This window comes from Ruegeria sp. AWH4_226, from assembly GCF_056159225.1.
The window spans coordinates 2,293,211-2,317,773 of sequence record NZ_JBSWUU010000001.1; the positions used below are offsets into that span (position 1 = coordinate 2,293,211).

The 24,563-nt window shown below is 58.2% G+C and carries 26 protein-coding genes; 9 read left to right on the plus strand and 17 right to left on the minus strand.

The genetic code is table 11. The features are described 5' to 3' along the window. The first annotated feature begins 71 nt into the window (after positions 1–71). The 3 genes from rpsU (at position 72) to ACXAET_RS11345 (ending at position 1,909) form a co-directional block, all read left to right on the plus strand. Positions 72–278, plus strand: coding sequence for a 30S ribosomal protein S21 (rpsU, locus tag ACXAET_RS11335; protein ID WP_005614280.1), 207 nt, complete (start codon positions 72–74; stop codon positions 276–278). Positions 279–300: 22 nt separating this feature from the next. Beyond that, positions 301–552 carry a hypothetical protein gene (locus ACXAET_RS11340; RefSeq protein ID WP_475184838.1) on the plus strand — a complete coding sequence of 84 codons (252 nt, stop codon included), beginning with the start codon at positions 301–303 and terminating at the stop codon, positions 550–552. 202 nt (positions 553–754) lie between these two features. Continuing rightward, positions 755–1,909 (plus strand): CAP domain-containing protein, encoded by a 1,155-nt coding sequence (locus ACXAET_RS11345; RefSeq protein ID WP_475184840.1) that lies wholly within the window; start codon positions 755–757, stop codon positions 1,907–1,909. A gap of 55 nt (positions 1,910–1,964) precedes the next feature. On the opposite strand, the gene ppk2 is transcribed toward ACXAET_RS11345, so the two are convergent. Beyond that, on the minus strand, positions 1,965–2,882 hold the full coding sequence (gene ppk2, locus ACXAET_RS11350) for a polyphosphate kinase 2 (protein WP_475184842.1): 918 nt from the start codon (positions 2,880–2,882) through the stop codon (positions 1,965–1,967). A gap of 372 nt (positions 2,883–3,254) precedes the next feature. Then, complete coding sequence (locus ACXAET_RS11355) at positions 3,255–3,713, minus strand: Lrp/AsnC family transcriptional regulator (protein ID WP_475184844.1); 459 nt, start codon at positions 3,711–3,713, stop codon at positions 3,255–3,257. Between the two features lie 136 nt (positions 3,714–3,849). On the opposite strand from ACXAET_RS11355, the gene ald reads away from it, so the two are divergent. After that, a complete protein-coding gene (ald, locus tag ACXAET_RS11360; protein ID WP_475184845.1) occupies positions 3,850–4,968 on the plus strand; it encodes an alanine dehydrogenase in 1,119 nt (372 codons plus the stop codon). Positions 4,969–5,159: 191 nt separating this feature from the next. Here the strand turns inward: ald and ACXAET_RS11365 are convergent, their stop codons facing one another. Beyond that, positions 5,160–5,921, minus strand: a complete 762-nt coding sequence (locus ACXAET_RS11365; RefSeq protein WP_475187194.1) for a mechanosensitive ion channel family protein — start codon at positions 5,919–5,921, stop codon at positions 5,160–5,162. 257 nt (positions 5,922–6,178) lie between these two features. Here ACXAET_RS11365 and ACXAET_RS11370 point away from each other — a divergent pair, with 257 nt between their 5' ends. After that, positions 6,179–6,877 (plus strand): glutathione S-transferase family protein, encoded by a 699-nt coding sequence (locus ACXAET_RS11370; protein WP_475184848.1) that lies wholly within the window; start codon positions 6,179–6,181, stop codon positions 6,875–6,877. A 57-nt stretch (positions 6,878–6,934) separates the two neighbouring features. Here the strand turns inward: ACXAET_RS11370 and ACXAET_RS11375 are convergent, their stop codons facing one another. The 10 genes from ACXAET_RS11375 to ACXAET_RS11420 form a co-directional block, all read right to left on the minus strand. After that, a complete protein-coding gene (locus tag ACXAET_RS11375; RefSeq protein ID WP_475184851.1) occupies positions 6,935–7,384 on the minus strand; it encodes a YtoQ family protein in 450 nt (149 codons plus the stop codon). A 65-nt stretch (positions 7,385–7,449) separates the two neighbouring features. After that, positions 7,450–9,846: a phenylalanine--tRNA ligase subunit beta gene (gene pheT, locus ACXAET_RS11380; RefSeq protein WP_475184855.1), complete on the minus strand. Its 2,397-nt coding sequence runs from the start codon at positions 9,844–9,846 to the stop codon at positions 7,450–7,452. Between the two features lie 71 nt (positions 9,847–9,917). After that, complete coding sequence (locus ACXAET_RS11385) at positions 9,918–10,691, minus strand: type 1 glutamine amidotransferase (protein ID WP_475184856.1); 774 nt, start codon at positions 10,689–10,691, stop codon at positions 9,918–9,920. A gap of 81 nt (positions 10,692–10,772) precedes the next feature. Then, on the minus strand, positions 10,773–11,567 hold the full coding sequence (locus ACXAET_RS11390; RefSeq protein ID WP_475184859.1) for a CE1 family esterase: 795 nt from the start codon (positions 11,565–11,567) through the stop codon (positions 10,773–10,775). Between the two features lie 339 nt (positions 11,568–11,906). Further along, entirely contained in the window at positions 11,907–12,245 is a 339-nt protein-coding gene (locus ACXAET_RS11395) for a DUF2513 domain-containing protein (RefSeq protein ID WP_475184861.1), read from the minus strand. Further along, a complete protein-coding gene (gene pheS / locus ACXAET_RS11400; RefSeq protein ID WP_068337962.1) occupies positions 12,242–13,315 on the minus strand; it encodes a phenylalanine--tRNA ligase subunit alpha in 1,074 nt (357 codons plus the stop codon). The genes ACXAET_RS11395 and pheS overlap by 4 nt, the downstream gene beginning before the upstream one ends. A gap of 83 nt (positions 13,316–13,398) precedes the next feature. Then, positions 13,399–14,769 carry a glutamate--cysteine ligase gene (locus ACXAET_RS11405; protein ID WP_475184864.1) on the minus strand — a complete coding sequence of 457 codons (1,371 nt, stop codon included), beginning with the start codon at positions 14,767–14,769 and terminating at the stop codon, positions 13,399–13,401. Positions 14,770–14,834: 65 nt separating this feature from the next. Further along, positions 14,835–15,362, minus strand: a complete 528-nt coding sequence (locus ACXAET_RS11410; RefSeq protein ID WP_475184869.1) for a hypothetical protein — start codon at positions 15,360–15,362, stop codon at positions 14,835–14,837. Beyond that, a complete protein-coding gene (locus ACXAET_RS11415; RefSeq protein ID WP_475184871.1) occupies positions 15,359–16,204 on the minus strand; it encodes a GNAT family N-acetyltransferase in 846 nt (281 codons plus the stop codon). The genes ACXAET_RS11410 and ACXAET_RS11415 overlap by 4 nt, the downstream gene beginning before the upstream one ends. Next, positions 16,204–16,929 carry a 16S rRNA (uracil(1498)-N(3))-methyltransferase gene (locus ACXAET_RS11420; RefSeq protein WP_475184873.1) on the minus strand — a complete coding sequence of 242 codons (726 nt, stop codon included), beginning with the start codon at positions 16,927–16,929 and terminating at the stop codon, positions 16,204–16,206. The genes ACXAET_RS11415 and ACXAET_RS11420 overlap by 1 nt, the downstream gene beginning before the upstream one ends. 12 nt (positions 16,930–16,941) lie before the next feature. Here ACXAET_RS11420 and ubiA point away from each other — a divergent pair, with 12 nt between their 5' ends. The 3 genes from ubiA to ACXAET_RS11435 all read left to right on the plus strand — a co-directional run bounded on the left by ubiA (position 16,942) and on the right by ACXAET_RS11435 (position 20,210). Further along, a complete protein-coding gene (gene ubiA / locus ACXAET_RS11425; protein ID WP_475184874.1) occupies positions 16,942–17,904 on the plus strand; it encodes a 4-hydroxybenzoate octaprenyltransferase in 963 nt (320 codons plus the stop codon). 64 nt (positions 17,905–17,968) lie between these two features. Further along, positions 17,969–19,903, plus strand: coding sequence for an OmpA family protein (locus ACXAET_RS11430; protein WP_475184876.1), 1,935 nt, complete (start codon positions 17,969–17,971; stop codon positions 19,901–19,903). Continuing rightward, positions 19,890–20,210, plus strand: a complete 321-nt coding sequence (locus ACXAET_RS11435; RefSeq protein WP_475184877.1) for a hypothetical protein — start codon at positions 19,890–19,892, stop codon at positions 20,208–20,210. Before ACXAET_RS11430 ends, ACXAET_RS11435 begins: the two co-directional genes overlap by 14 nt. Before the next feature lie 3 nt (positions 20,211–20,213). On the opposite strand, the gene ACXAET_RS11440 is transcribed toward ACXAET_RS11435, so the two are convergent. From ACXAET_RS11440 to pgsA, 3 genes are read right to left on the minus strand one after another with little or no spacing between them, the layout of a single operon-like run. After that, entirely contained in the window at positions 20,214–20,657 is a 444-nt protein-coding gene (locus tag ACXAET_RS11440) for a molybdenum cofactor biosynthesis protein MoaE (protein ID WP_475184881.1), read from the minus strand. A gap of 1 nt (position 20,658) precedes the next feature. Beyond that, the gene (moaD, locus tag ACXAET_RS11445) at positions 20,659–20,904 is read right to left on the minus strand and encodes a molybdopterin converting factor subunit 1 (protein WP_058278869.1); all 246 of its coding nucleotides are present in this window, start codon (positions 20,902–20,904) and stop codon (positions 20,659–20,661) included. A 3-nt stretch (positions 20,905–20,907) separates the two neighbouring features. Continuing rightward, positions 20,908–21,576 carry a CDP-diacylglycerol--glycerol-3-phosphate 3-phosphatidyltransferase gene (gene pgsA, locus ACXAET_RS11450; RefSeq protein ID WP_475184887.1) on the minus strand — a complete coding sequence of 223 codons (669 nt, stop codon included), beginning with the start codon at positions 21,574–21,576 and terminating at the stop codon, positions 20,908–20,910. Between the two features lie 181 nt (positions 21,577–21,757). Here pgsA and ACXAET_RS11455 point away from each other — a divergent pair, with 181 nt between their 5' ends. Further along, entirely contained in the window at positions 21,758–22,642 is an 885-nt protein-coding gene (locus ACXAET_RS11455; RefSeq protein WP_475184889.1) for a DMT family transporter, read from the plus strand. Here the strand turns inward: ACXAET_RS11455 and uvrC are convergent. Next, a complete protein-coding gene (gene uvrC, locus ACXAET_RS11460; RefSeq protein ID WP_475184892.1) occupies positions 22,639–24,513 on the minus strand; it encodes an excinuclease ABC subunit UvrC in 1,875 nt (624 codons plus the stop codon). The two genes, ACXAET_RS11455 and uvrC, sit on opposite strands and share 4 nt — an antisense overlap. Positions 24,514–24,563 lie beyond the last annotated feature (50 nt).

Below are 24,563 nucleotides of genomic sequence, written 5' to 3' on the forward strand. Positions count from 1 at the left end.
GGCCGGCTTTGCTATACGGCCAATTCCTGCAATTTCCTTGCAACTCTATCTAGAAAGGTGGTGACAACCACATGCAGGTTAGTGTTCGCGACAATAATGTCGACCAGGCGCTTCGTGCCCTGAAGAAAAAGCTGCAGCGCGAAGGCGTGTTCCGTGAAATGAAGCTCAAGCAACATTTCGAGAAGCCGTCCGAGAAAAAAGCGCGCGAGAAAGCTGAAGCGATCCGCCGTGCCCGTAAACTGGCACGCAAGAAAGCCCAGCGCGAAGGTCTGCTCTAAGACCCGTCTCGTCCAGCTTTGGATGACACTATTTGACGACCCCCGCGGCCCTGCCCGGGGGTTTGTCGTTTCAGAAACCGGTCGTAGTCCGCTGAATCGCCCAAGGGCGAACCTGCTCAACCTAGAAGGTCTGCTTGGTGACCCTGCCGATGATCGCAAGGCTTGGACGCCGATCATCGTCACCCGTAAACATACCGGCCCAACCCGTGGCGCAATCGAAATTCCTTCACGCCTTATGCAGCTCGACCTCGGCCTTTTGATGGATTTTGACTGACAGCCTCATAGGCCCGCAGGGTGTCGCAACGGCGTCCCTCAAACGCATTGCCAATGTGCATGCGCAGTTTTTTGCACATACAAGACAAATGAGGCGGTGGCAATTCGCCGACCAGGCCAGAGGCCCAGATTGCGTCTGTATCCCGCCAAATTCTCGCCATTAATGTCGCTGCAAAATAACGCAATTCATTGGAGGCAGAATCATGTCAACCGCAAGCGAACTAGAACGGCAGATGCTCGCATTGATCAATGCAGAGCGCGCGAAAGCCGGACTTCCCCCTGTCCGGCTTGAATTGAATTTGAATGAGGCTGCAGAAGACCACAGCCAATGGATGCTGAACACCGACACGTTCAGTCATAATGGCCAGGGCGGCTCAAGCCCGTCGCAGCGCATGGATGCAGCCGGGTTTGACTTTTCCGGCAGTTGGCGCGCGACCGAAAACATCGCGTGGCAAAGCGTCCGTGGAGCACCCGGACTATCGGACGACGTTGAAAACCTGCACAACAACCTGATGAACAGCCCGGGCCACAGGGCAAACATCCTTGATCCCAATGTCACCGTGGTCGGCATTGGCATCGAGGTTGGTAAATTCGAGGGTTGGGATGCGATCATTGTAACGCAGAACTTTGCCCGTACCTCGGGGCAAATTGATTTGGACAACGGCAATTCGGGCGGTAACCCGACGCCTGCACCCACCCCTGTTCCTGATCCTGTTCCTGATCCGTCTGACCCGGGCCAGCAAGCTGTGAACGCAGGAACGGTCGGGGATGACTCGGACAACTGGTTCACTCTTAAATCCGGTCAGGCCGGCGCATTGGACGGCGGTGGCGGTAACGACATCCTTGAAGGTGGAAATGGCAACGACACGCTAACAGGCGGAACCGGCGATGACACGTTGAGCGGCAATGGCGGGAAAGATGTCCTTCTTGGCGGACAAGGCTCCGACCTGTTGAAGGGCGCTGCTGGCAATGACTGGCTGCTATCAGGCATGGGTGCCGACCGTTTGGAAGGCGGTGCCGGCAACGACTTATTGTGGGGCGGATCTGGACGCGACACACTGATCGGCGGCGACGGCAACGATGTCCTGATCGGAGCGCACGGGGTCGACACAATGACCGGCGGCGCAGGCTCGGATAGGTTTGTGTTTACCACCGGACCGGACACCGTGACGGATTTTACCGATGAGGACTATATCGACTTAAGCCTGAATGCCAAGATTACCGGGTTCAGCGACTTGATGAACAACCATATCTCAGAATCACGCGACGACGTGATCATCGACGATGGGACAGGAAACTCGCTCATACTGGAAGATACACGGATTGCAGACCTGACAATGGAACATTTCATGTTCTGAATCTGCCAACGTTTCAAATTGAAAACGCCCCCGATTTCGGGGGCGTATTCGTTGGTCAATAGATCTTGGGCACATGCAGCTCATCTGGCAGGATGCGGCGTTCATATTCAGGATTGTATTTCCGATCCGGAAGGTTGACCTTTTCCTGCGGCACGTCCGTGTAGGGGATCTTGGTCAACAGATGCTCGATACAGTTCAGACGCTCGCGCTTTTTGTCGTTGCCTTCAACGATGTACCAAGGTGCTTCGGGGATGTTAGTGCGGAACAACATGTCTTCCTTGGCCTTTGTGTACGCCTCCCAACGGATTCGCGATTCAAGGTCCATCGGCGAGAGCTTCCACTGTTTCATCGGGTCGTGAATGCGCATGAGAAAGCGCAGTTGCTGTTCTTCGTCCGAGATCGAGAACCAGTATTTCAGCAAGATGATCCCTGACCGCACCAGCATCCGCTCGAATTCGGGGACGTCCTGAAAGAACTGTTCAACCTGGTCATCAGAGGCAAACCCCATCACACGTTCAACCCCGGCACGGTTGTACCACGACCGATCAAACAAAACGATTTCTCCGGCCGCTGGCAGATGCGGGACGTAACGCTGGAAATACCACTGGCTCTGTTCCCGGCGACTGGGCGCGGGCAAGGCGACAACACGCGCGACACGCGGGTTCAGGCGCTGGGTGATGCGCTTGATCACGCCACCCTTGCCGGCACTGTCACGACCTTCGAACAGGATGCAAACCTTGGCTCCGGTATGCTGCACCCAGTCCTGCACTTTGATCAGCTCGGCCTGCAAGCGCAGCAGATTGCGGAAATAGACTTTGCGGTCCAGCATGTCCGGGTGCTGGTCCCTGTAGATCTTGCGGATTTCCATCGAGAGCATGGGTTCGCTGAATTCGATCTCAAAATCTTCGTCAAGCGTGTCTTCCAACTCGGCTTCAAGCCAGTCTTTGGGGCCATCATTGCGTTCGTAAACCAAGATCTTTTCCTTATCGTTTGTCGGATCGGGACCGTACACCACACGTGTAACCGCCTGATGTCACCAGAAGACTTGATGAAAGCCATCCCCATGAGAAACCGTACGTGGCCTAGGGGTCAAGGTGATGCAAAACCGGAATTCGTCTTGTAATAAATTTGGGCCGTCACGCCAAGGGATGCAAGCGCTAGAATTGACGCATTGCCAACAGGTTGGCGTTTGTGCGCCCTAAACGGGTTCGCCAAAACCCACATTCAAGCCGCAAATGACCCTTGCTGAAGTTGGAAACGAGCCGGGACTGACCTTGTTCCGGCCAGCCCTCATACACTACGGGCTGAAGATTATCATCTGGCTTTGCCCCGGCGCAGCTTGAACCTACACAGGAAGGGCCGTGGTCTTGAAAACTGTCCGCAAGGCAAACGAACTTTGCATCTGGGCGACCCCCGGTAGCCGCGACAGGTATTGCCGGTGGATACGTGCAAAATCCTCGGTATCCTCGGCGACAATCTTCAGGATATAGTCCGCCGTTCCAGCCATAAGATGGCATTCAAGCACATCCGGTATTCGGGCGACTGCTTTTTCGAACGCGTCCAAAAGTTCCTCGGCCTGCCCTTGTAGCGTAATCTCGACAAATACCGTTGTCGGGACGTTCATCTTGCGTGCATCCAGCAGCGCGACGTAGTTTCGGATGTAGCCGTCAGCCTCCAGCCGTTGAACCCGCCGATGGCAGGCAGAGGGCGACAAGTTTACCTGCTCGGACAGTTCGGCATTCGACATGCGACCATCGCGCTGAAGAGCCGCAAGAATCTTTTTATCTGTCGCATCCAGGATCATAGACGCAATTCCTTTGCAAGTTTTCTTTAGACTAGCGGAGATTTTCCTGAAAAAAAGCCTGTATGCGGGCAAAGTTTCACAGAAATTGCGCCTGAAATTGCCGAATATCCGGCCAAGTTGTGAAGGGAGGAGCGCAATGAAAATCGGTTGCCCCAAGGAAATCAAACCCCAGGAATTCCGCGTTGGAATGACTCCGAACGCCGCGCAAGAGGCTGTTGCGCGCGGCCATGAGGTTCTGATCGAGACAAATGCCGGGATCGGTGCCGGATTTGACGATGGCGACTATGCCGCCGCCGGTGCGCGAATTGTCGACACGGCTGAAGAGGTATTCGCCACCGCAGACATGATCGTGAAGGTAAAAGAACCACAAGCGGTTGAGCGCAAGATGCTCCGCGAAGGTCAGCTCTTGTTCACCTATCTGCATCTGGCGCCAGACCCGGATCAGACGCATGATCTGCTGGAATCGGGTTGCACAGCCATCGCCTATGAAACTGTGACGGATGCTAGCGGCGGCCTGCCCCTGCTTGCACCGATGTCCGAGGTCGCAGGTCGGCTGGCCCCTCAGGTCGGGTCGTGGACTCTGCAAAAAGCCAATGGTGGTCGCGGCGTTCTGATGGGCGGAGTACCCGGTGTCGGCCCCGCAAAAGTGGTTGTGATCGGGGGCGGCGTTGTTGGCACCCATGCGGCGCAAGTTGCCGCTGGCATGGGTGCGGATGTTACCGTGCTTGACCGTTCACTGCCACGCCTGCGCTATCTTGACGATGTCTTCGGGCGTCAATTCAAAAACCGGTATTCGACCGCTGGTGCGACGTCCGAATTGATCGAAGATGCCGACATGGTCATCGGTGCGGTTCTGATCCCCGGAGCAGCCGCACCCAAACTGATCAGCCGCGCGCAATTGTCGACAATGAAACCCGGCGCGGTACTGGTGGATGTTGCCATCGACCAGGGGGGATGTTTTGAGACCTCGAAAGCCACAACGCATGCGGACCCGATCTATAACGTGGACGGCATCATGCACTACTGCGTGGCCAACATGCCGGGCGCGGTTGCGCGCACCTCGACCATCGCACTGGGGAACGCGACGATGCCGTTCATGCTGGCGCTGGCTGACAAAGGGTGGAAACAGGCTTGTCAGGACGATGCGCATTTGCTGGCCGGTTTGAACGTGCATGCCGGGCAGCTGACGTATTACGCCGTGGGTAAGGCATTGGGCATCGACGTCGTCTCGCCCAACGTGGTTATCAAATCCTGAAGCCCTCCCGCCTCTGAAAGCGCCCTTTGACAAGGGCGTTTACAGCGTTAGGCAAAGCACCGCACCTGCGGTGCGGCGCGGTTGGCCCTTGATACAACCGTCCCACACACGATACCGCGCCGCGCAGCCAGCGCGGCGCCGGGCCCAACCGGAGGAGGGCATTTCAATGTCCGATCGACAGGCGGGAGCCCTTACGCCTCTTTGTGGATTTCCACAGAATGAGGGTACGGGATTGAAACGCCCTTGGCATCAAACGCCTCTTTCACCGCTTTTGTGACTTCAAACTTTACGTCCCAGTAGTCCGCCGCTGCGCACCACAGCCGAGCGGTCAAGTCGACCGAGCTATCGCCAAGATTGGTAACACGTACCCATGGTTCGGGATCATCGTGAATACGCTGATCCGCTTTGGCAATGTCCAGAATGATCTTCATCGCCTCATCCGCGTTGTCGCCGTAATCTATGCCAAACACCAGATCGACACGCCGGGTATCGTGTGCGGAGTAATTGATGATGACCGAGCCCCAGCTTTGCCCATTAGGCACGATGATCTGCACATTATCCGGTGTCACCAGTTCTGTGGTGAACAGGTTCAAGTCTTTGACCGTTCCGGCCGTTCCGCCGATGTCCACATATTGACCCAGTTTGTAAGGACGGAACACCACCAGCATCACACCGGCTGCCAGATCGCTCAACGTGCCCTGCAATGCCAGTCCGATTGCCAACGATGCGGCACCCAGAATGGCGACGATACTGGTCGCTTGGATACCAAAAATTCCCAGAACGGCGACCAGAACCATCGCTAGGATGGCCCATTTGACCAAGCTGGCCATAAAATTGCCCAGCGTTGGGTCGATCTGTGGGGTCGCATTGATCCGGCGACGCACCATGCCTCCGATCGCACCAGCCGCGATCCAACCCAGGATCAGAACAATCAGAGCCTTTACGGCATTCATGATAAGCGGGGCAAAGGCACCCACCTGTGTTACGACCTCATCCACGCGCATCTCCTTTCAGCAACAAGAAACCCGCGCCATTCACGCGGGAGTCACCAAATTGTGAGGTAAATAACCCCTTTGGTCTAGGGTCCTCTTGGCCCTGTTTTCCCCGCTGTCCGACAAAACCATGCGATGACCGTCCTGCTGGCATTCAGGCCTTACAACTTAGCCCGCGACCCCCTACGTACCGATGATCGCCAAACAGGAGCGCCGCAATGCTGGACAACACATCGCACATGGTAATGAAACGCTGGCCCGCACAATATCCAGACCGCATTCAGCTTTATTCGTTTCCGACACCGAACGGTGTCAAAGTTTCGATCATGCTGGAAGAAACCGGCCTGCCGTATGAGGCGCACAAGGTCACCCTGTCTGACTCGGATGTCAAAAGTTCCGAGTTTCTGTCGCTGAACCCGAACAACAAGATTCCCGCGATCATCGACCCCAACGGCCCGGATGGTGAACCATTGGGTTTGTTCGAAAGCGGCGCGATCCTTTTGTATCTGGCAGAAAAAACGGGCAAGTTCATTGGCCGGAATACGGGTGACAAGCACCGCATCACCCAATGGCTGATGTTCCAGATGAGTGGTGTTGGGCCGATGTTTGGACAGCTGGGTTATTTCCACAAGTTCGCCGGCAGAGAAATCGAAGACCCCCGCCCTCGCGAACGCTACGTCAACGAAGCCAAGCGGCTGTTAAACGTTTTGAACCAACAACTCGACGGGCGGGACTGGATCGCAGGGGAGTATTCAATTGCTGACATCGCGATTGCACCCTGGCTGCGCGGGTTGGAATATTATGGCACCAAAGAGGTCGTAAGCTGGGACAGCTACGCCAACGTGGTGGCCTATCTTGGCCGGTTTTTGCAGCGGCCCGCCGTACAGAAGGGGTTGAAAACACCTGCGCGGGACTGATCAACAGTACAATGAAAAGGGGCTTGCGGCCACGTTGGCTCGCAAGCCCTTTTGATTTTAGCCGGGCAGCTTGCCGGTCAGGACGTAACGCAGCACCTCGACCACTTGGCCCGGCTCCTCGGCCACGGCCAGGGCTGCGGCATCAACCTCTTTCAACGCGTGCTGGTGATCGGGGCCATGCAGCACGATCAAGGATTTACCCAGCGCCGCGGCATAGCCTGCGTCAAAGGCCGCGTTCCACTGTTTGTATTTCTCACCAAACCGGACAACGACCACATCGGCATCCGCGATGCCTTTGCGGGTACGGATCGCGTTGACCATCGCGCCCTTGTGGTCGTGCCAGTACTTGTTTGGCTCGGCCCCCAGAATGGCTACACCGCAATCATCGCTGGCGGCATGATCGGTGACAGGGCTGTTAAAGGTGATATCCAGCCCCTGTGCGCCGTTGATGATCTGTTCGCGCCAATCAGTGTGAATCTCGCCAGAGAGGTAAACGTTCAGGCCCATGACTATACTCCGCTTTTGTTCCCCACCCTATCTATGAGCCAGAGAAGGGAAACCAATTGAAAAAGTCAGCTGCGTAAAACGCCGCCGGTTGCCTTGACGACCTTGGCGATGATCTTTTCGCCCACCGCTTCGATGTCTTTTTCCGTCAGCGTCACATCCGTCGGTTGCAGGCGCACGGTGATGGCGAGGGATTTCTTGCCCTCACCCAAGCTGCCGCCGATGAACTCGTCGAAAACACGGACATCCTCGATCAGTGCCTTGTCAGCACCGGCGGCGGCGTTCACCAGTGTCAGCGCCTCGACGCTTTCATCAACGACAAAGGCAAAGTCACGCTCGACCGCCTGCAGATCGCGCAGTTCCAATGCAGCGCGGGTGGCACCGGACTTGCGGGGCAGCGGCACCTCGTCAGGCCAGATTGTGAACGCCATTGCCGAGCCTTTGATATCCATCGCCTGCAGTATGCGCGGGTGCAGTTCACCAAAAACGCCCAGCACCTTCTTTGGACCCAGGCAAATCTTGCCGTGACGACCCGGATGCCACCAGACATCGCCGTCACGCAGAATCTGAACCTTGGCTGGCGCGCCGATGGCGGCCAGAACAGCCTCGGCATCTGCCTTGGCATCGAACACATCGACCGGTCGCGCAGCACCGTGGACGTCCTTAGGGCCGCTGCGACCGACCAGCAGACCGGTGATCTGGGTTTGCTGGTCGCCGGGCTCACCGTCGTGGAAAACGGGGCCAACCTCGAACAGAGCAACGTCGGCATAACCGCGCGCCTGATTGCGGGCAGCCGCCTGCAGCAGGCCGGGCAAAAGATCGGGGCGCATATGGCTCATTTCCGACGAGATCGGGTTTTCCAGCTGTGTTGCTTCATCTCCCCCGCCAAACAACGCGGCAGACGCCTGATCAATGAAGGTGTACGATACACATTCATTGTAGCCCAACGCCGCGCAGGTGCGCCGCGCCATGGACTGGCGGCGCTGCGTCGGCGTCATCACCGGCTTGGGGATGCCATCGGTTACACGCGGCAACGGCTTGCCTTGCAGTTTGGTCAACGAGGCGATCCGCGCGACCTCTTCCACCAGATCGGCCTCACCGTTTACATCAGGGCGCCAACTGGGAACGTGTGCCATTTCACCTTCCAGACGGAATCCCAGTCGGGTCAGGGTCTGGCGCTGTTCGCTTTCGGGAATGTCCATGCCGACCAGCGACTGCACCCGCTCCGCGTTCAGCTTGAAAGCGCGAGAATGATTTGGTGCTTTGCCAGCCTCAACCACTTTGGAGACCTCACCGCCGCAGATATCGAGGATCATCTGAGTGGCTTGTTCAAGCCCTTCCAGCGTGTATTCCGGATCTACCCCGCGTTCAAAGCGATAGCGGGCGTCAGAATTGATCTTAAGCGCGCGGCCCGTCAGGGCAATCTGCACGTGATCCCAGAACGCGCTTTCCAAAAACACATTCACCGTTTCCTCGGTGCAACCGGTTTCTTGCCCGCCCATGATGCCCGCGATCGACTCCGGACCGTTGTCATCGGAAATGACCATCATACCGGGTTGCAGGGTATATTCCTTTTCATCCAGCGCCACCAGTTTCTCGCCACCCTTGGCACGGTGGACGCGCAGATTGCCGTGCACCTTGTCGGCATCGAACACATGCAGCGGCCGGTTATGGTCAAAGGTCATGTAGTTGGTGATATCCACCAAGGCCGAGATCGGACGCAGTCCAATTGCCCTCAACTGGTCCTGTAACCATTGCGGGCTGGGGCCATTCCTCACGCCCTTGATCAAACGCCCGGTGAAATGCGGGCAACCATCCAGTGTGTCGTCGTCGATTGAGACCTTGATCGGGCTTTCGAAATCACCCGGCACCGGTGCATAGTCGCGCTGCTTCAACGTACCAATGCCGCGCGCGGCCAGATCACGGGCAATCCCTTGCACGCCCAGCGCATCTGGGCGGTTGGGGGTGATTGCAATCTCAATCACCGGATCAACTTTTGAGGGCTCATTCTCGGCCAGCCAATCGATGAACTTGTCACCGACCTCACCCGAGGGCAGCTCGATAATGCCGTCATGCTCGTCCGATAGCTCAAGCTCGCGTTCCGAGGCCATCATACCAAAGCTTTCGACGCCGCGGATTTTGCCGACGCCAATGGTCAAGTCGAGGCCGGGGATATACATGCCCGGCTTGCAGACGACGACGGTGATGCCTTCACGCGCATTAGGGGCGCCACAGATGATCTGCAATTCCCCTTCGTCCGTGTCCACCTTACAGACGCGCAGCTTGTCGGCGTCGGGGTGTTTCTCGGCATGTTTCACATAGCCCAGCGTAAAGCCCGCCAGACGATCCGCCGGGTTCACGATCTCTTCGACCTCAAGCCCGAGATCAGTCAGCGCCTCGGCGATCTCATCAACCGAGGCATCAGTGTCGAGGTGGTCTTTCAGCCAGGAAAGGGTGAATTTCATCAGTCGCTATCCGCCAGAATTTTCGGGTCGGATCGCGTGTAACGGATATTCCCTGCGGGTGGAAGGGCCGCTTAACCGTCAGTGACGAATTGCAGCCAGTTCGCCAGTTCGCGGCTGCGCGCGGGCAACACTATGTCATCGGGGTGTGTTCCCAAACGCGCCGCCGCCGCTTGGCTCGACTCTGCGGTCTCCAGATCCTCTGCCAGATCGGCGAAACCAGAAAAAATACCGCGATCGCGCACGTATATTCCGATATCGCGGGAGCTCAGCTCCGGGTGGTACTGAGTACCCCAGAACCTAACGCCCGCACGCTCATATGCCACCGACTGCACCGGAGAGTGGTCATTCCCCGCCAAAAGCATTGCTCCATCCGGCAGCACCTGAACCTCGTCGCGGTGAATGCACGGTGCACCAAAGCCGGGTGCCCGGCCCGCCATCATAGGATGCACGGAACCCGCCTTGGTCAAAGATATGCCCAGCGCCATTCCAACTTCCATCCCGGCGGGCGAGGCCCCGACCGTCCCACCAAGTACATGCATTGCCAATTGCAGCCCGTTGCAAGAGCCCCAAATGGGACGGCCTGAGGCAAGTACGATCTCCATGGCCGCGCGTTGTGGCGCACCCTCTGCTGCGTCAACGGACCAGCTGACGCCCGACCCGGTAAAAATCACACCGTCCACATCCCGCAGGTCGTCATTGCCAACCGGTTTCGCATAGGGGTTGGCGATGCGGACGCGCGTATCGGGTGACAAAGCGGCAAGCGTTCCGATGAAACCATTCGCGCCGGCATGGCCAGCTGCGACCATATCAGGTGTGTTGCCTTCGATGATGAGAATTGTCGCCATGGATACCCCGTTTTCCACCGGGTAGTCCGGACAAAGATCGCAGGCATACCTGTTCACGACACATCCGTGTCGGAATTCGGATCAAGGGTATGTCGGGGTGCGGCCCAAAAGCTCGTCCAATTGTCGCCCGATCCAGCCATGCGGGATGAAATGCCCGCCCGGATGGGTGTCGAGCGTGACCTGCCCCTGCGCGCAATCGGTCCACTCCACGCGGGTCAGCGTCAGGATCGGCACCACGCCCCAATCTCCACGTGGGGTGGCGTCATGGCAGTCGTACTTCGCGCGCCACAGAGCAACCGGATAGGTCGTGTCGCCATCTGCGCCGAAGGGGAAATCCATCACTGTGTCTTTCAGGCCATGAACGTGGCGCACCTCACGCGGGGCCTCGGGGCAGTGCTCGGTCTGATGGATGCTGCCCGCAACAGCCAGCAGCGCCGCAGTGTCATTGCCGGACTGGCAGGCATATCGCCACGCCATCGCGCCGCCGTAGGAATAGCCCGAGACATAGATGCGCTGGGGGTCAATCGGGTAGCGCTTTGCAACATCGTCCAACACGTCGTCGGCAAAACCCACATCGCCGGTGTCCGAGGTCCAGAAATCCCATGTTTTGCGCAGCCCGTTCGGGGCCACCAACAGCACGCCGCGCAGTTTCGTGGCCCCTGCGATCCGTTCGTGGTTCACCACCACGGTTCCCTGCCGCGCCCAGCCGTGGAAATGCATCAGCACCGGAAGGGGTGTTTTCCCATCCCATCCGTCCGGCTCCAGCACATGGTACGAGCGGTCGCCGAGGTCGCAGGCGGTATCGCCGTGACAGGATTCGATAGCGGTGGCTTGGGTGGCGGTGAGCAGGAGAAGGCAAAGCAGTCGGTAAATCATCTGTTGAACCCTAGCGAGCCAGAGCGCCAAGTCACGTCACAACCCCGTGCGAGCTTGAAACAAGCCGCGCCATCGCCAGACCGCGGGGTGGCGATCCATGGGCTATGGTGGGCAATTTATGCTGGCTAAACCTGTGCTTCGTTCAAACGGAGCACCTGCGGAACTAAATCACCAGCCCGTGCGGGCGGTGTCGTCCATTGGGCTTGAACCAATGGCGCCGCAATGAGCGACCGATAGCGCGGCGGCCTATCGGCCTTTGCTCCGCGCTCGCAGCTAATTTTCCAAAACATACTTCGAACTAAGAAAGACAGTCATTTGTTTACAAGAAGCAAATAGTCGCTAACCCCAACCCATTAGTTTCGATAAAGCCGTCACGGTTAGGGAAGATGAGACATTTTTTATTATCTCGTAAGCCTCACTTGGTCCGGCTTTCAAAAGCCTGCTCCAAAACTCGGGCCGCTCCAAGGTTTCGGCGGCGTCGTGACCCAACGCAGTCAATCTAAACCCGTTTTGTCCTTTGCGGGCAACCAAGCCTTCGTCCATCAAAAGTTCAAGATGATGAATTAGTTTTTCTTCTTCCAAAGAACTTTTCATCACCTCCTCATAGACCAAAACATTGGTAGCACTGTCTTGCAGTTCCAATAAGATTTCGCGAAGAAAATCCCGGTCTCGCTTCACCGCGACAAACCACCATGCAGGTTAGGCATATCCAGCGCTGCAAAGCCGTAGTGCCTCAGCCAGCGCAGGTCAGAATCAAAGAACGCCCGCAGGTCGGGAATGCCGTATTTCAGCATCGCCAGACGGTCGATCCCGATACCGAAGGCAAAGCCCTGATAGACCTCAGGATCAATGCCACCGGCGGCGATCACTTTGGGGTGGACCATGCCGGAGCCCAGAATTTCCATCCAGTCGTCGCCCTCGCCAATCTTCAGCTGGCCGTTATCCCAGGAACAGCGGATATCGACCTCGGCCGAAGGTTCGGTGAAGGGGAAGTGCGAGGCGCGGAAGCGCAGTTCGACGTCGTCAACCTCGAAAAACGCCTTCACGAACTCTTCCAGAACCCATTTCAGGTTCGCCATCGAGATGTCTTTGTCGATGGCCAGCCCTTCGACCTGATGGAACATCGGCGTGTGCGTCTGGTCATAATCGGCGCGGTACACGCCGCCCGGACAGATCACGCGGATCGGCGCGCCCTGCAACTCCATCGAACGGATCTGCACGGGCGATGTATGCGTCCGAAGAACATGCGGCGGGCGGTTGTCGCCTTCGGCCCGGTGCATGTAGAATGTATCCATCTCGGCCCGCGCGGGGTGGTGGCCGGGGATGTTCAGAGCGTCAAAGTTGTGCCAGTCGGTTTCGATCCGCGGCCCTTCGGCGACAGAGAATCCAAGTTCGGCAAAAATCGCGGTCAGTTCCTCGGTCGCCTGACTGACCGGGTGGATCGAGCCCTGACGACGCGCACGGGTCGGCAGGGTGACATCCAGCCATTCGGTACGCAGACGCTCATCCAGCGCGGCATCGGCAAGCGCTGCTTTTTTGGCGGAAAGCGCCGAGTTGATCTCATCCTTCAGGGCGTTCAGCGCCGGGCCTGCGACTTGCCGTTCCTCGGGCGTCATCTTGCCCAGCTCGCGCATCTTCAGCGCGACCTCACCCTTTTTGCCAACGGCGGCGACGCGGATCGCCTCAAGCGTGCTTTCGTCGCCAGCCTCGGCGATCTGCCCCAGATATTTTGCCTTTAGATCGTCCATGACGCTTTCCGAAACCGGCCCCTGAATTTGGTCCAGAACCTGCTATCGGCCCCGCCCCGCGAATGCAAGCGGGACGGTGCGGATCAATAGCTGTATTCGGGATAAATCCGGGTCAGGTCGCCATTCCAGTCGCCATTGTAGTGATCCAGCAACTCATCCGCCGGAACCTTGCCGGTTTCGATACTGTCTTTGAGCGCGCTGAGGAAATGAGCCTCATCCGGCACCAGATTACCTGCACCGGGGAAGGCGCGGGATTTCAGGCCCGCCTCGGAGATCGCAAGAACCTCACGCGCCAGATCATGCATGTTGATGCCGCCGACCCGCGCCTGCAACCCGTCCTTGGCGGCGGTAACGCGCAGTGCCTCGCGCGTTTCCGCATCCCAGCGTTTGACCAGATCCCAGGCCGCATCCAGCGCGCCCTGATCATAGGTCAGACCAACCCAAAAAGCGGGCAGCGCGCAAAGACGCCGCCACGGACCACCGTCGGCGCCGCGCATCTCCATGAATTTTTTGATCCGCGCCTCGGGGAAAGCGGTGGTTAGGTGGTCGGCCCAATCGGACAGAGTTGGCGTTTCACCCGGCAACGCCGGCAGTTTGCCTTGTAGAAAGTCACGGAAGGACATGCCTAGCGCATCAATATACTGCCCATCGCGGTAGACAAAATACATCGGTACATCCAGCGCGTATTGCACGTAACGCTCGAACCCGAACCCATCTTCGAACACGAAGGGCAGCATTCCGGTGCGGGCATCATCAAGGTGCCGCCAGATGTAGCTGCGCCAGCTTTTCTGGCCGTTCACCTTACCTTCGAAAAAAGGAGAGTTGGCAAACAGCGCCGTTGCCACCGGCTGCAAAGCCAGCGCGACGCGCAGTTTTTGCACCATGTCGGCCTCAGACCCGAAATCGATATTAACCTGCACCGTACAGGTCCGGCGCATCATGGCGCGACCCATGGTTCCGACCTTCGCCATGTAGTCATTCATCAGCCGATAGCGGCCCTTGGGCATCAGCGGCATCTCATCATGGGTCCAGATCGGAGCCGCGCCCAGACCGATGAAGCCCACGCCGATCTCATCGGCGATATCCTTGACCTCGCGCAGGTGAGTATTCACCTCATCGCAGGTCTCGTGGATCGTTTCCAGCGGAGCACCTGACAGCTCTAGCGCGCCGCCGGGTTCAAGGCTGACATTCGCGCCGTCTTTTTCCAGACCAATCAGCTTGTCGCTTTCGCGCACCTCGCTCCAACCGTGGCGATCCCGCAAGCCTTCCAGCACCGCAACGATTGACCGCGTACCTTCGAATGGCAATGGCTTCAGAGTATCTTTGCAGTAGCCGAACTTTTCATGTTCGGTTCCGATGCGCCAATCCTGTTTGGGCTTGCAGCCCGATTCCAGATATTCGGCCAGTTGTTCATGGCGTTCGATCGGTCCGCCGCCGGACTGGGGGATGGACATGAATTGCGCTCCGATCCTGCTGTGTCTGTTTAGTTGGTCAGTCGTGGGGGCAAACCTCGCCAGTGTCAATGCAGGCGGAGATGAGTCGGACGCGTCGGCGTGCGTTCCCAGATCACGACCTGATGTGCGCCTTTACTGTTCAATTCGGTCAACATTTGTTCGGTTTTCAACCCCGGCAGGGCCGAGAAGACATCGAACAATGCCTCGGCCCCTTCGGCATTCACAGGAATGTGAAGCGCCGGCTGACCGGGTTGTTCAAGCACCCAATGGGCCGGAGTCGATGTTGGATCCAGTGCCAAGCGCTCAATTTCCCGCGTCGCAACCATGCCACCCTCCAACGGACCCAGATAGGTGATCTGACCTTCATCGATCGCCACCACACCGGGGCCGCCGGCACCCGTCCGGAAGCGGGCGCGCTGTATACCGATGATGGCAAGCGCCCCGGCCGCAACGACCAGCACCCAGCCCAGCCAGCCCAACAGCCCGCCCGGGCCACTGATCCAGCTGAGGCCCACCAGCAACACAAGCCCCGCGATCAGCACCTCGCGCCAGCGCCACAGGGTTAGTCTGGCTTCGGGTCGAATGAAACTCATGCCGGGTCCTTTGGGTTTGTGAATAGAATCAGCGAGAACTGACCTGCAGGTTGGAATCCGATTGCGATATAGGCCCGAGTGGCAGATTCGGAAGCGGCAAACAGAACCGCGCGTGTCACACCGGCGGTGCGCGCTTCGAGCAGATGCAAGGCGACAGCTAGTTTAGCGTAACCGTTTCCGCGCAGGTCAGGCGGTGTATAGACGCCTCCGATCTGGACGGTTTCAGGCAGGCGCGCGTTAAAACCGGTCATCGCCACTGGCTGGTCGTTAAGCAGTAAAACCCTGTGGGAATTGCGGTCAGCATAGGCCTCAATATCCTTCTTTGCCTGAATCTGTGCGCGATCTGGTGCGAAATCCATCGCCTCGACCAGATAGTTTTCCCGCCAGACTTCCGGGATGGATCGGTCAAAATCTCGCAAAGGCACCAACTGTGCGCCGCTTGCATCCGGAATGACAAGATCGGTCAATTGCAGTGAAAACCCGGACTCATCACTATTGAGCGTCGCGGGACGGTCCTCCCACCCCGCAAGCTGCATGATCCGCCGCGCCTGAGTCGCATCGGCCGCCAGACCAAAGAGGGGACGCCCTTGGATCAGATCGATTGCTGCAGAAAGCTCGGCGTCAGAACAATCCGGACATTGGACCAGCAACATACCTTCATTCGTGATGCAGAACACGGCGCGCGGTTGGTCGCCCAGCAACCAGACATTCAGCGCGTGCGGTTCATCGCTGCCCAGACCGTAGTCACGCAAATTGGCCAAGGGAAACATCGAAGATTGAATATGCTGCGAAAGGAACGCCTCGATCCTTGGCACATCCTGTTTATGGGCAAGGCGCCACATCACGACCAATCCCCCAAAGCCTGTTGCCAAAGGGTCAGCGCCGCCACTGCCGCCGTGTCTGCCCGCAGGATGCGCGGCCCAAGACTGACCACATGCGCAAACGGCAAACCGGTCAGCCGCGCGCGTTCCCGGCCGGAAAATCCGCCCTCCGGCCCGATTAGGATGGCCCAGGGCTGGTTCTTTTCATTTGCGGCCAAACGAAGCGCCGAACCAACCTCGACCTCGTCGCAGAACATCAGTTGACGACCGTCAGGCCATGTGTCCAAAACATGGCTGAGCCGCTGCAGATCAGTGACCTCGGGCACAAACGTTCCGCCGCATTGTTCCGCGGCCTCAACTGCATGAGCCTGCAAGCGATCCTGACGGACACGTTCGGAATTGGTGAACTCCGTCTGTACCGGCATGATCCGCGCCGCGCCCATTTCCGCCGCTTTTTCAACGATGAAATCCGTACGCGCCTTTTTGATCGGCGCGAACAGAAGCCACAGATCGGGCGGCATTTGCAGCAGCTTGGTCTGTTCCAAACAGGCCAGAACACCGCCCCGTTTGCCTGCCTCGGCCACCTCGGCCAGCCATTCTCCGTCCTGCCCGTTGAACAGGGCCACTTGACCGCCAACAGACAGACGCATGACGCCAAACAGGTAATGGGCCTGCTCACGCGTCAAATCAACGGATTGCCCCTGACCCAAAGGGTGCTCTACATACAGTCTGATCTTTGCACTCATGAGACGCTACATATGCAAGGCAACGCCCCAACACCAGACGGTCAGGTCGCTGATGCGGTATCCGGCAACTGGGTGGACACACACGCACCGGCATTCACCCGCCCCTACCTGCGCCTGAGCCGCGCAGACCGGCCCATCGGCACATGGCTTTTGTTGATCCCCTGTTGGTGGGGTCTGGCGCTGGCGATTCTGAGTGATGGCAATCCCCGGTGGGAGGACCTGTGGATCGCCATCGGCTGCGCGATCGGGGCCTTCTTGATGCGCGGTGCCGGATGTACATGGAACGACATCACCGACCGCGATTTTGACGGACAGGTCGAACGCACAAGATCGCGCCCAATCCCGTCAGGTCAGGTCAGCGTAAGGCAAGCCGTGATCTGGATGGGCCTGCAATGCCTGCTGGCGCTGGGGATTCTGCTAACCTTCAACCAGGCCGCCATCGCCATGGGAGTGCTATCACTCCTGCCGGTGACGATCTATCCGTTTGCGAAACGGTTCACGTGGTGGCCACAGGTGTTTCTGGGGCTGGCCTTCAACTGGGGTATTCTGCTGGCGTGGACGGCACATACGGGTTCGGTCGGTGTTCCGGCGATCACGCTGTACCTGGCTGGAATCGCGTGGACGCTGTTCTATGACACGATCTACGCCCATCAGGACACCGAAGACGACGAACTGATCGGTATCAAGTCCACCGCCCGGCTGTTTGGCACCGACACGGCCCGCTGGCTCAAGTATTTTCTTGTGGCTACTGTTTTCCTCATGGCACTGGCCATTATTGACGGGGCGCTGGCGCAGGTTTCTGTTTTGGCCCTTGTCGTGGCACTGGCCGGGCCGTGGGCGATGGGCTGGCATATGGCCTGGCAACTTCGCGGGTTGGACATTGAAGACAACGCGAAGCTGCTGCAACTGTTCCGCGCCAATCGCGATACCGGCCTTATTCCGCTGATCTTCATCTGCGTCGCGCTTGTGCTCTGATTGCACCTTGGCGCGGGCCTCTGTAAGAGTTCGCACAATCGCTTGAGGAGTCGATAACCCGAACATGCGTCTACCCTACGCCCTTGCTGCTGCCACTATCTTTCTCATGTCTGCGGGCCTATGTCTGTTGGCCGCCAGTATTGCAGTGACCAAGGTCGAGGAAACGTCGGAATTTGCCGTTCGCCGCGCGCTGGACCTTCAGGGGCATGACTGGGCTGAGGTATATTCAGATGGTTTGCGCGTTGTTCTGACGGGCACGGCCAGCACCGAAGCCGTACGCTTTAACGCGCTTACGGCCGCAGGCACCGAGGTCGACACCTCGCGCGTGATCGACGAGATGGAGGTCGCGCCAACAACCGAACTGGCTGCACCCGGATTCTCGGCCGAGATCCTGCGCAACGACAGCGGCATTTCCGTCATCGGCCTTATCCCGGCCAGCGAGGACCGCGAGGCGCTAGTGAAAAGGCTAAGCAATCTGGGTAATGGCAGCCCTGTTTCGGACCTAATGGAAACTGCCAATTATCCCAAGCCCAAGGGCTGGGACGACGCAATCGGATTTGCTGTTGAGGCACTGGCCCGATTGCCGCGGGCAAAGATCTCGGCCAGCCCCGGTTTGGTCAAGATCACGGCCATTGCCGACAGCCAACAGGAAAAGGAACAACTGGAACAAGGCCTCACCCGTGCGGCCCCGCCCAGCCTTCGGATCGGGCTTTCAATCTCGGCCCCGCGCCCTGTTATCACGCCATTCACTTTGCGGTTTCTGATTGGCGAGGGCGGTGGCCAATTTGACGCCTGTTCCGCCCAGGACACTAAGGCGCGCGATACCATTATTGCCGCAGCGCAAGAGGCCGGTCTGAATTCCATCTACACCTGCACCATCGGGCTGGGCGAACCCTCACCGCGGTGGCCCGAGGCCGCTGTACTCAGCATTCGCGCTTTGGCCGAACTTGGCCGGGGGTCGGTAACGATGTCGGACGCAGACATAACGCTGGTCGCCGCAGAAGGCACCGATGCCGGAACCTTTGACCGGGTGGTGGGTGAGCTTGAGAACGCCTTGCCTCCGGTCTTTGCCTTGCACGCGATCTTGCCACCGCCCGAGTCCGCAGAAGCGTCGGGCCCGCCAGAATTCACAGCAACACGCAGCCCCGAAGGCCTGGTTCAGATGCGTGGCCGGCTAGGCGACGCATCTCAGCGTGACATGGTGGACAGCTACGCCCGCGCTGCGTTTGGGTCCGAACATGTCTACACCGCGACCCGCATCGCGCCCGAGGATCTGCCGATGACGTGGCCTGTTCGCGTTCTGACCGGGCTTGAAGCGCTAGCTCATCTGCACAACGGTGCGCTGACGGTCACACCCGATGATCTTGTTCTGAACGGTGTCAGCCACAGCAAGGACTCCAAAGCGCAGATTGCTGGTTTGTTGTCCGAAAAACTTGGCGACGCACAAGAGTTCTCGTTGTCCATTACCTATCAGGAACCGCCTGCGTTACCCGAAGACACATTGCCCGATCCCGAGGTTTGTGAGGAACGCATCGTCGAAGTTCAGGCGGAAACCAAGATTGCTTTTGAACCCGGTTCGGCCACCGTCGCCGCCGACTCGCGCGATACAGTAAACCAGATTGCAGATATCTTGCGCGAATGTGGCCCGATCAGACTTGAGATTCAGGGGCACACCGACAGTCAGGGTCGCGAAGAAATGAACCAGCAGCTTAGCCAGGCGCGCGCACAGTCCATCCTGAACGAACTGCGCGGACGTCGGATACCAACGGCCAGCTACACCGCCGTGGGCTATGGGGAAACTCAGCCCATTGCCGAAAACGACACCGAAGAGGGCCGCGAACAGAACCGCCGTATCGAGTTCCGTTTGATCCGGCCTGAACCGGTTGAAAACCCGGAAACAGGGCTGGACGCGATTGAGGCGGAATCAATCGAGGCAGAGCAGACGGAAAACACCGCCGCAGACGCGGATGAAGGGGATCAGCAAAGTGAACAGAATTGAATTCATTATCGCCACCGCCATCATCCTGTTCGCGGCATTTTGCATGGGCTGGTTTGCCAACTGGCTGGCGCATCGCCTGTCTCGTGTGCGTCAGAGCGACGTGGCCGATCTGGACCGTATGAGCCAGGAATTGCACGAGGCCGAGGAAACCCGCGATCAGGCGATAACGTATCTGCAACAGCGTGAAGCGGAACTGACGAACCAGCTAACGCAGGCCGAGGCGGAACTGGACGCGGCCATGGATGGTTTGCGCGCGGCGCGGCAAGAGGCCGAAGAGCTGCGGGGTCGGATAAACAACGCCGACTGATCACTACCAGCGGGCTAGCGCGTCTTCATCCTCGTCCTTGGCGGCAACCCAATCAGCACCACCCGAGGTGATTTCTTTTTTCCAGAACGGCGCGCGGGATTTCAGGTAGTCCATCAGGTATTCCGCCGCCTCGAACGCATCTTTACGATGCGGAGCGGCCGTGGCCACCATCATAATCCGGTCCCCGGGGGCAAGCCGCCCGTAACGGTGGATCACCAGCACATCTCCCAACGACCAGCGGGCCTGTGCATCTTCTGCGATCTTGGTCAGCGCCCGTTCGGTCATGCCGGGATAATGTTCGATCTCCATCACATCCAGATTGCCGGATGCCAGATCACGCACAACACCGGTAAAGGTCACAATTGCCCCGTTGCCGTTGTCGCCCGCGGCAAACGCGTTGGCCTCGGCACCCAGATCGAATTCCTGTTCCTGTACGACGATGCGCATTTCAACCGCCGGTCATCGGTGGGAAAAATGCAACCTCGCGCACGCCGGACAATGAGGCGTCAAAATCCGACAATTCCTGATCCAGCGCGACCCGCAATGCAGACAGATCCGCGAAGGCTGCCGCATATCGGTCCTCGCGCGCACTGAGTTCGGCAACCAGATCGGATACCGTTGCGGCCTCGGTCTCGATCCGCTCTTTCGGCAGGCCGATCCGTTCGCGCACCCAGGCGAAATACAGCACGTCCATCACTCAGCTCTCCTTCAGATGGGGCAAAGCTTTACGTAGGTAATCATAGCCGGTGATCAATGTCAGCGCCGCAGCGATCCACAGCAACCACAGCCCGATGCGGCCCGACCAGAACATTCCTTCCAGATGCCAACGCAGGTGGTTTACGTCGTCGACCTGCCCAGACAAAACTTCGTCTATCAACTCTGGGGTCATACCGAAAGAACCCATCACGAAGTAATGTTCAAAGATCCCTTGCGAAAACAGTACAGCGATCGCCACCATTTGCGCCGTTGTTTTCCACTTGGCCAGTTTCGTGACTTTGAGTGTACCCGCCACATCACCCAGATATTCGCGCAGCCCAGAAACAAAAACCTCGCGAAACAGGATCACCGTCGCGGGCAGGACCAGCCATGGTGTCCAGCTTTCGGTCGAATAACCGACAAGGATCATCAGCGCGATCACCACCATCGCCTTGTCGGCAATCGGGTCCATCATAGCGCCGATCTTGGTTTCCTGTTGCCACGTCCGCGCAAGATAGCCGTCGAACCAATCCGTGATGGCGGCCGACAAAAACAGGACCAAAGCAAACCAATCTGCATAGGGACGCGTGAAATACAGAAACATTACGGCCAGACCGGGCGCCGCAAGCAAGCGTAGCACGGTCAGGATATTGGGCAGGTTCCACTTCATGGTTCGGACATTACAGTGCCGAGTGCAGACATAAAAGACAGCACCGGAAAAAACTGACCCAATCACAGGCAGTTGCGATGCTGTTGGTCAAACGGTCGCAAGCCAGTTTTTCCGCCAGATACCCCTTGGCACGCGTTTGCTTTGCAGTCAGGTTGGCGCCCGATTCCAAAGCGGCGAAAACATGATATCCCACATAAAAACTGATCCCCGATCCAATCTGATCGGCAGCGTCTGGATGATTTCAGCGATGGCGCTTTTCGCGCTTGAGGATGCGCTGATCAAAGGGGCTTCTGCCACACTGCCGATCTGGCAAATACTCGTGCTGTTCGGCGCGGGTGGCTCAGCAGTTTTTGCGGCAGCCGCACTGCTGCGCGGAGCGCGGCTTTTCCACATCGATGTGTTGTCCCGCCCGATGAAGGTGCGGGTTTTGTTCGAAATACTTGGGCGGCTGTTCTTTGTTCTTGCGATTGCGCTGACTCCGCTTTCTGTCGCCACCGTGATCCTGCAAGCGACCCCGTTGTTCGTGGTTGCGGGTGCCGCGCTGTTCTTTGGTGAAACGGTTGGCTGGCGACGCTGGAGCGCGATTGTGACCGGCCTGATCGGCGTCGTGGTGATCATCCAGCCGACTGGTGAGGGGTTCTCGGCGCTCTCAATCCTTGCCGTGCTTGGCATGCTGGGCTTTGCCGGGCGTGACCTGGCCAGCCGTGCCGCCCCGGCAACGCTGGGGACCGAGGTGCTGGGCTTTTACGGTTTTCTTTGCATCGTGGTTGCCGGGCTGGCTTTCAGGCTTTGGGAGGGTACGCCCATTGCGGCGCTGGACCTGCAAACCGGCCTGTATGTCAGCGGCGCGATTGTGATCGGCACCTTGGCCTATGCACTGCTGATGAAGGCGATGCGGACCGGAGAGGTTTCATCCGTCGCCCCGTTCCGCTATTCGCGCCTGCTTTTTGGCGTCGCATTGGGCGTGGTCGCCTTTGGCGAGCGTCTGGACGGGACCATGTGGATAGGCACCGCGCTAATCGTCGCCTCGGGGCTTTACATCCTTTGGCGCGGACGGCAGGTCTAACCTTTTTCGTGAAAGAAGTCATAAACTTTCTGCGCCAACCCGGCTGAGATGCCGTCAACCGCCTTCAGATCGGCCAGATTGGCCCGGCTGACGGCCTTGGCGCTGCCGAAATGCGCCAGCAATGCGCGTTTTCGGGCTGCGCCGACGCCGGGAATGTCATCCAGCGGAGTTGCACCCACAGCCTTGGCCCGTTTTGCGCGATGGGTGCCGATGGCAAACCTGTGCGCCTCATCCCGCAGGCGCTGGACGAAGTACAAAACCGGATCATTTCGTTTCAGGGCAAAGGGGCGTTGTCCGATGCGATGGAACTCTTCCTTGCCATGGTCCCGATCAATACCCTTGGCGACGCCGACCATCGGTATGTCTTCCACCCCATGCGTTTGCATGATCTCATGCACGGCACTCACCTGCCCAGCCCCGCCATCAATTAACAGAAGATCGGGCCACATCCCTTTGTCGCGATCGGGGTCCTCTTTTTGCAGACGGGTAAAGCGGCGAGTCAGTACCTCTTTCATCATTCCGAAGTCATCGCCGGGGGTCAGATCATCCCCACGGATGTTGAACTTGCGATAAGCGTTTTTCATGAACCCCTCTGGTCCCGCAACAATCATTCCACCGACTGCATTGGTGCCCTGAATATGAGAGTTGTCATAGACCTCAATCCGCGTTGGTGGCGCGTCCAGATCAAACGCTTCGGCCACACCGCGCAGCAACTTGGCCTGCGTGGCACTTTCTGACATCCGCCGGGCCAGAGACTCGCGTGCATTGCGCAGGGCACCGGCAACGAGTTCCTGTTTCTCACCGCGCTGCGGAACCAGGATTTCAACCTTGCGACCTGCCTTCTCAGACAGCGCCTCTTGCATGAGATCGGCGTTCTCGATCGCGTCTGACAGGATCAATTGCCGCGGCGGTTCCTTGTTGTCGTAGAACTGACCGATGAACGCCTCCATCACTTCGGCGGCTGACACATCGGCGCCAACCCGGGGATAGAAATCCTTGTTACCCCAGTTCTGGTTCGCACGAATAAAGAACACCTGAACGCAGGCCTGACCGCTGTCCATGTAGAGGCCAATCACATCCGCTTCGGCCACACCACGCGGATTGATCCCCTGAGAGGTCTGCACCTGCGTCAGCGCCCGGATTCGATCCCGCAGACCGGCGGCGCGTTCGAATTCCATTGCTTCAGAAGCCGCCATCATCTGTTCGGCCAAATCCTCTTGCACCTTGGTCGAGCGGCCAGACAGGAACCGCTCGGCATCTTTAACGCTCTCCCTGTAATCCTCCTGCGAGATCAAATCGACACAAGGCCCGGAACACCGCTTGATCTGATACAGCAAGCAAGGTCGGGTCCGGCTGTCGAACATGGAGTCCGAGCAGTTGCGCAGCAGGAACGCCTTTTGCAGTTGGTTGAGTGTTCGGTTTACCGCACCCGCACTGGCGAAGGGGCCAAAATATGCACCCTTCTCTTTCTTCGCCCCGCGATGTTTTTTGATCTGTGGGTATGCGTGATCTTTGGCGACCAGGATATTCGGAAAGCTCTTATCGTCGCGCAGGAGCACATTGTATTTTGGCTTGAGCTGCTTGATCAGATTTTGCTCAAGCAGCAGCGCTTCGGTCTCGGTCCGGGTTGTCAGGAACATCATCGAGGCAGTCGATGCAATCATACGCTCGATCCGCCCGGAATGGCCGGGGCGCGCATAATTCGATACGCGCGCCTTCAGGTTTCGTGCCTTGCCCACATACAAAACCCGGCTGTCTGCATCCAGCATCCGGTAAACGCCCGGCGAACTGTCCAGCGTTTTTACATAACGCTGGATGCAGGCATAGCCGGAGGGCTGCATTTCGGGTGTCGAGTCGTTCTGGATTGTCATGGGCCTGAGATATGATTCTCTGACTATGGCTGCAATCTTAGGCGGTGCAG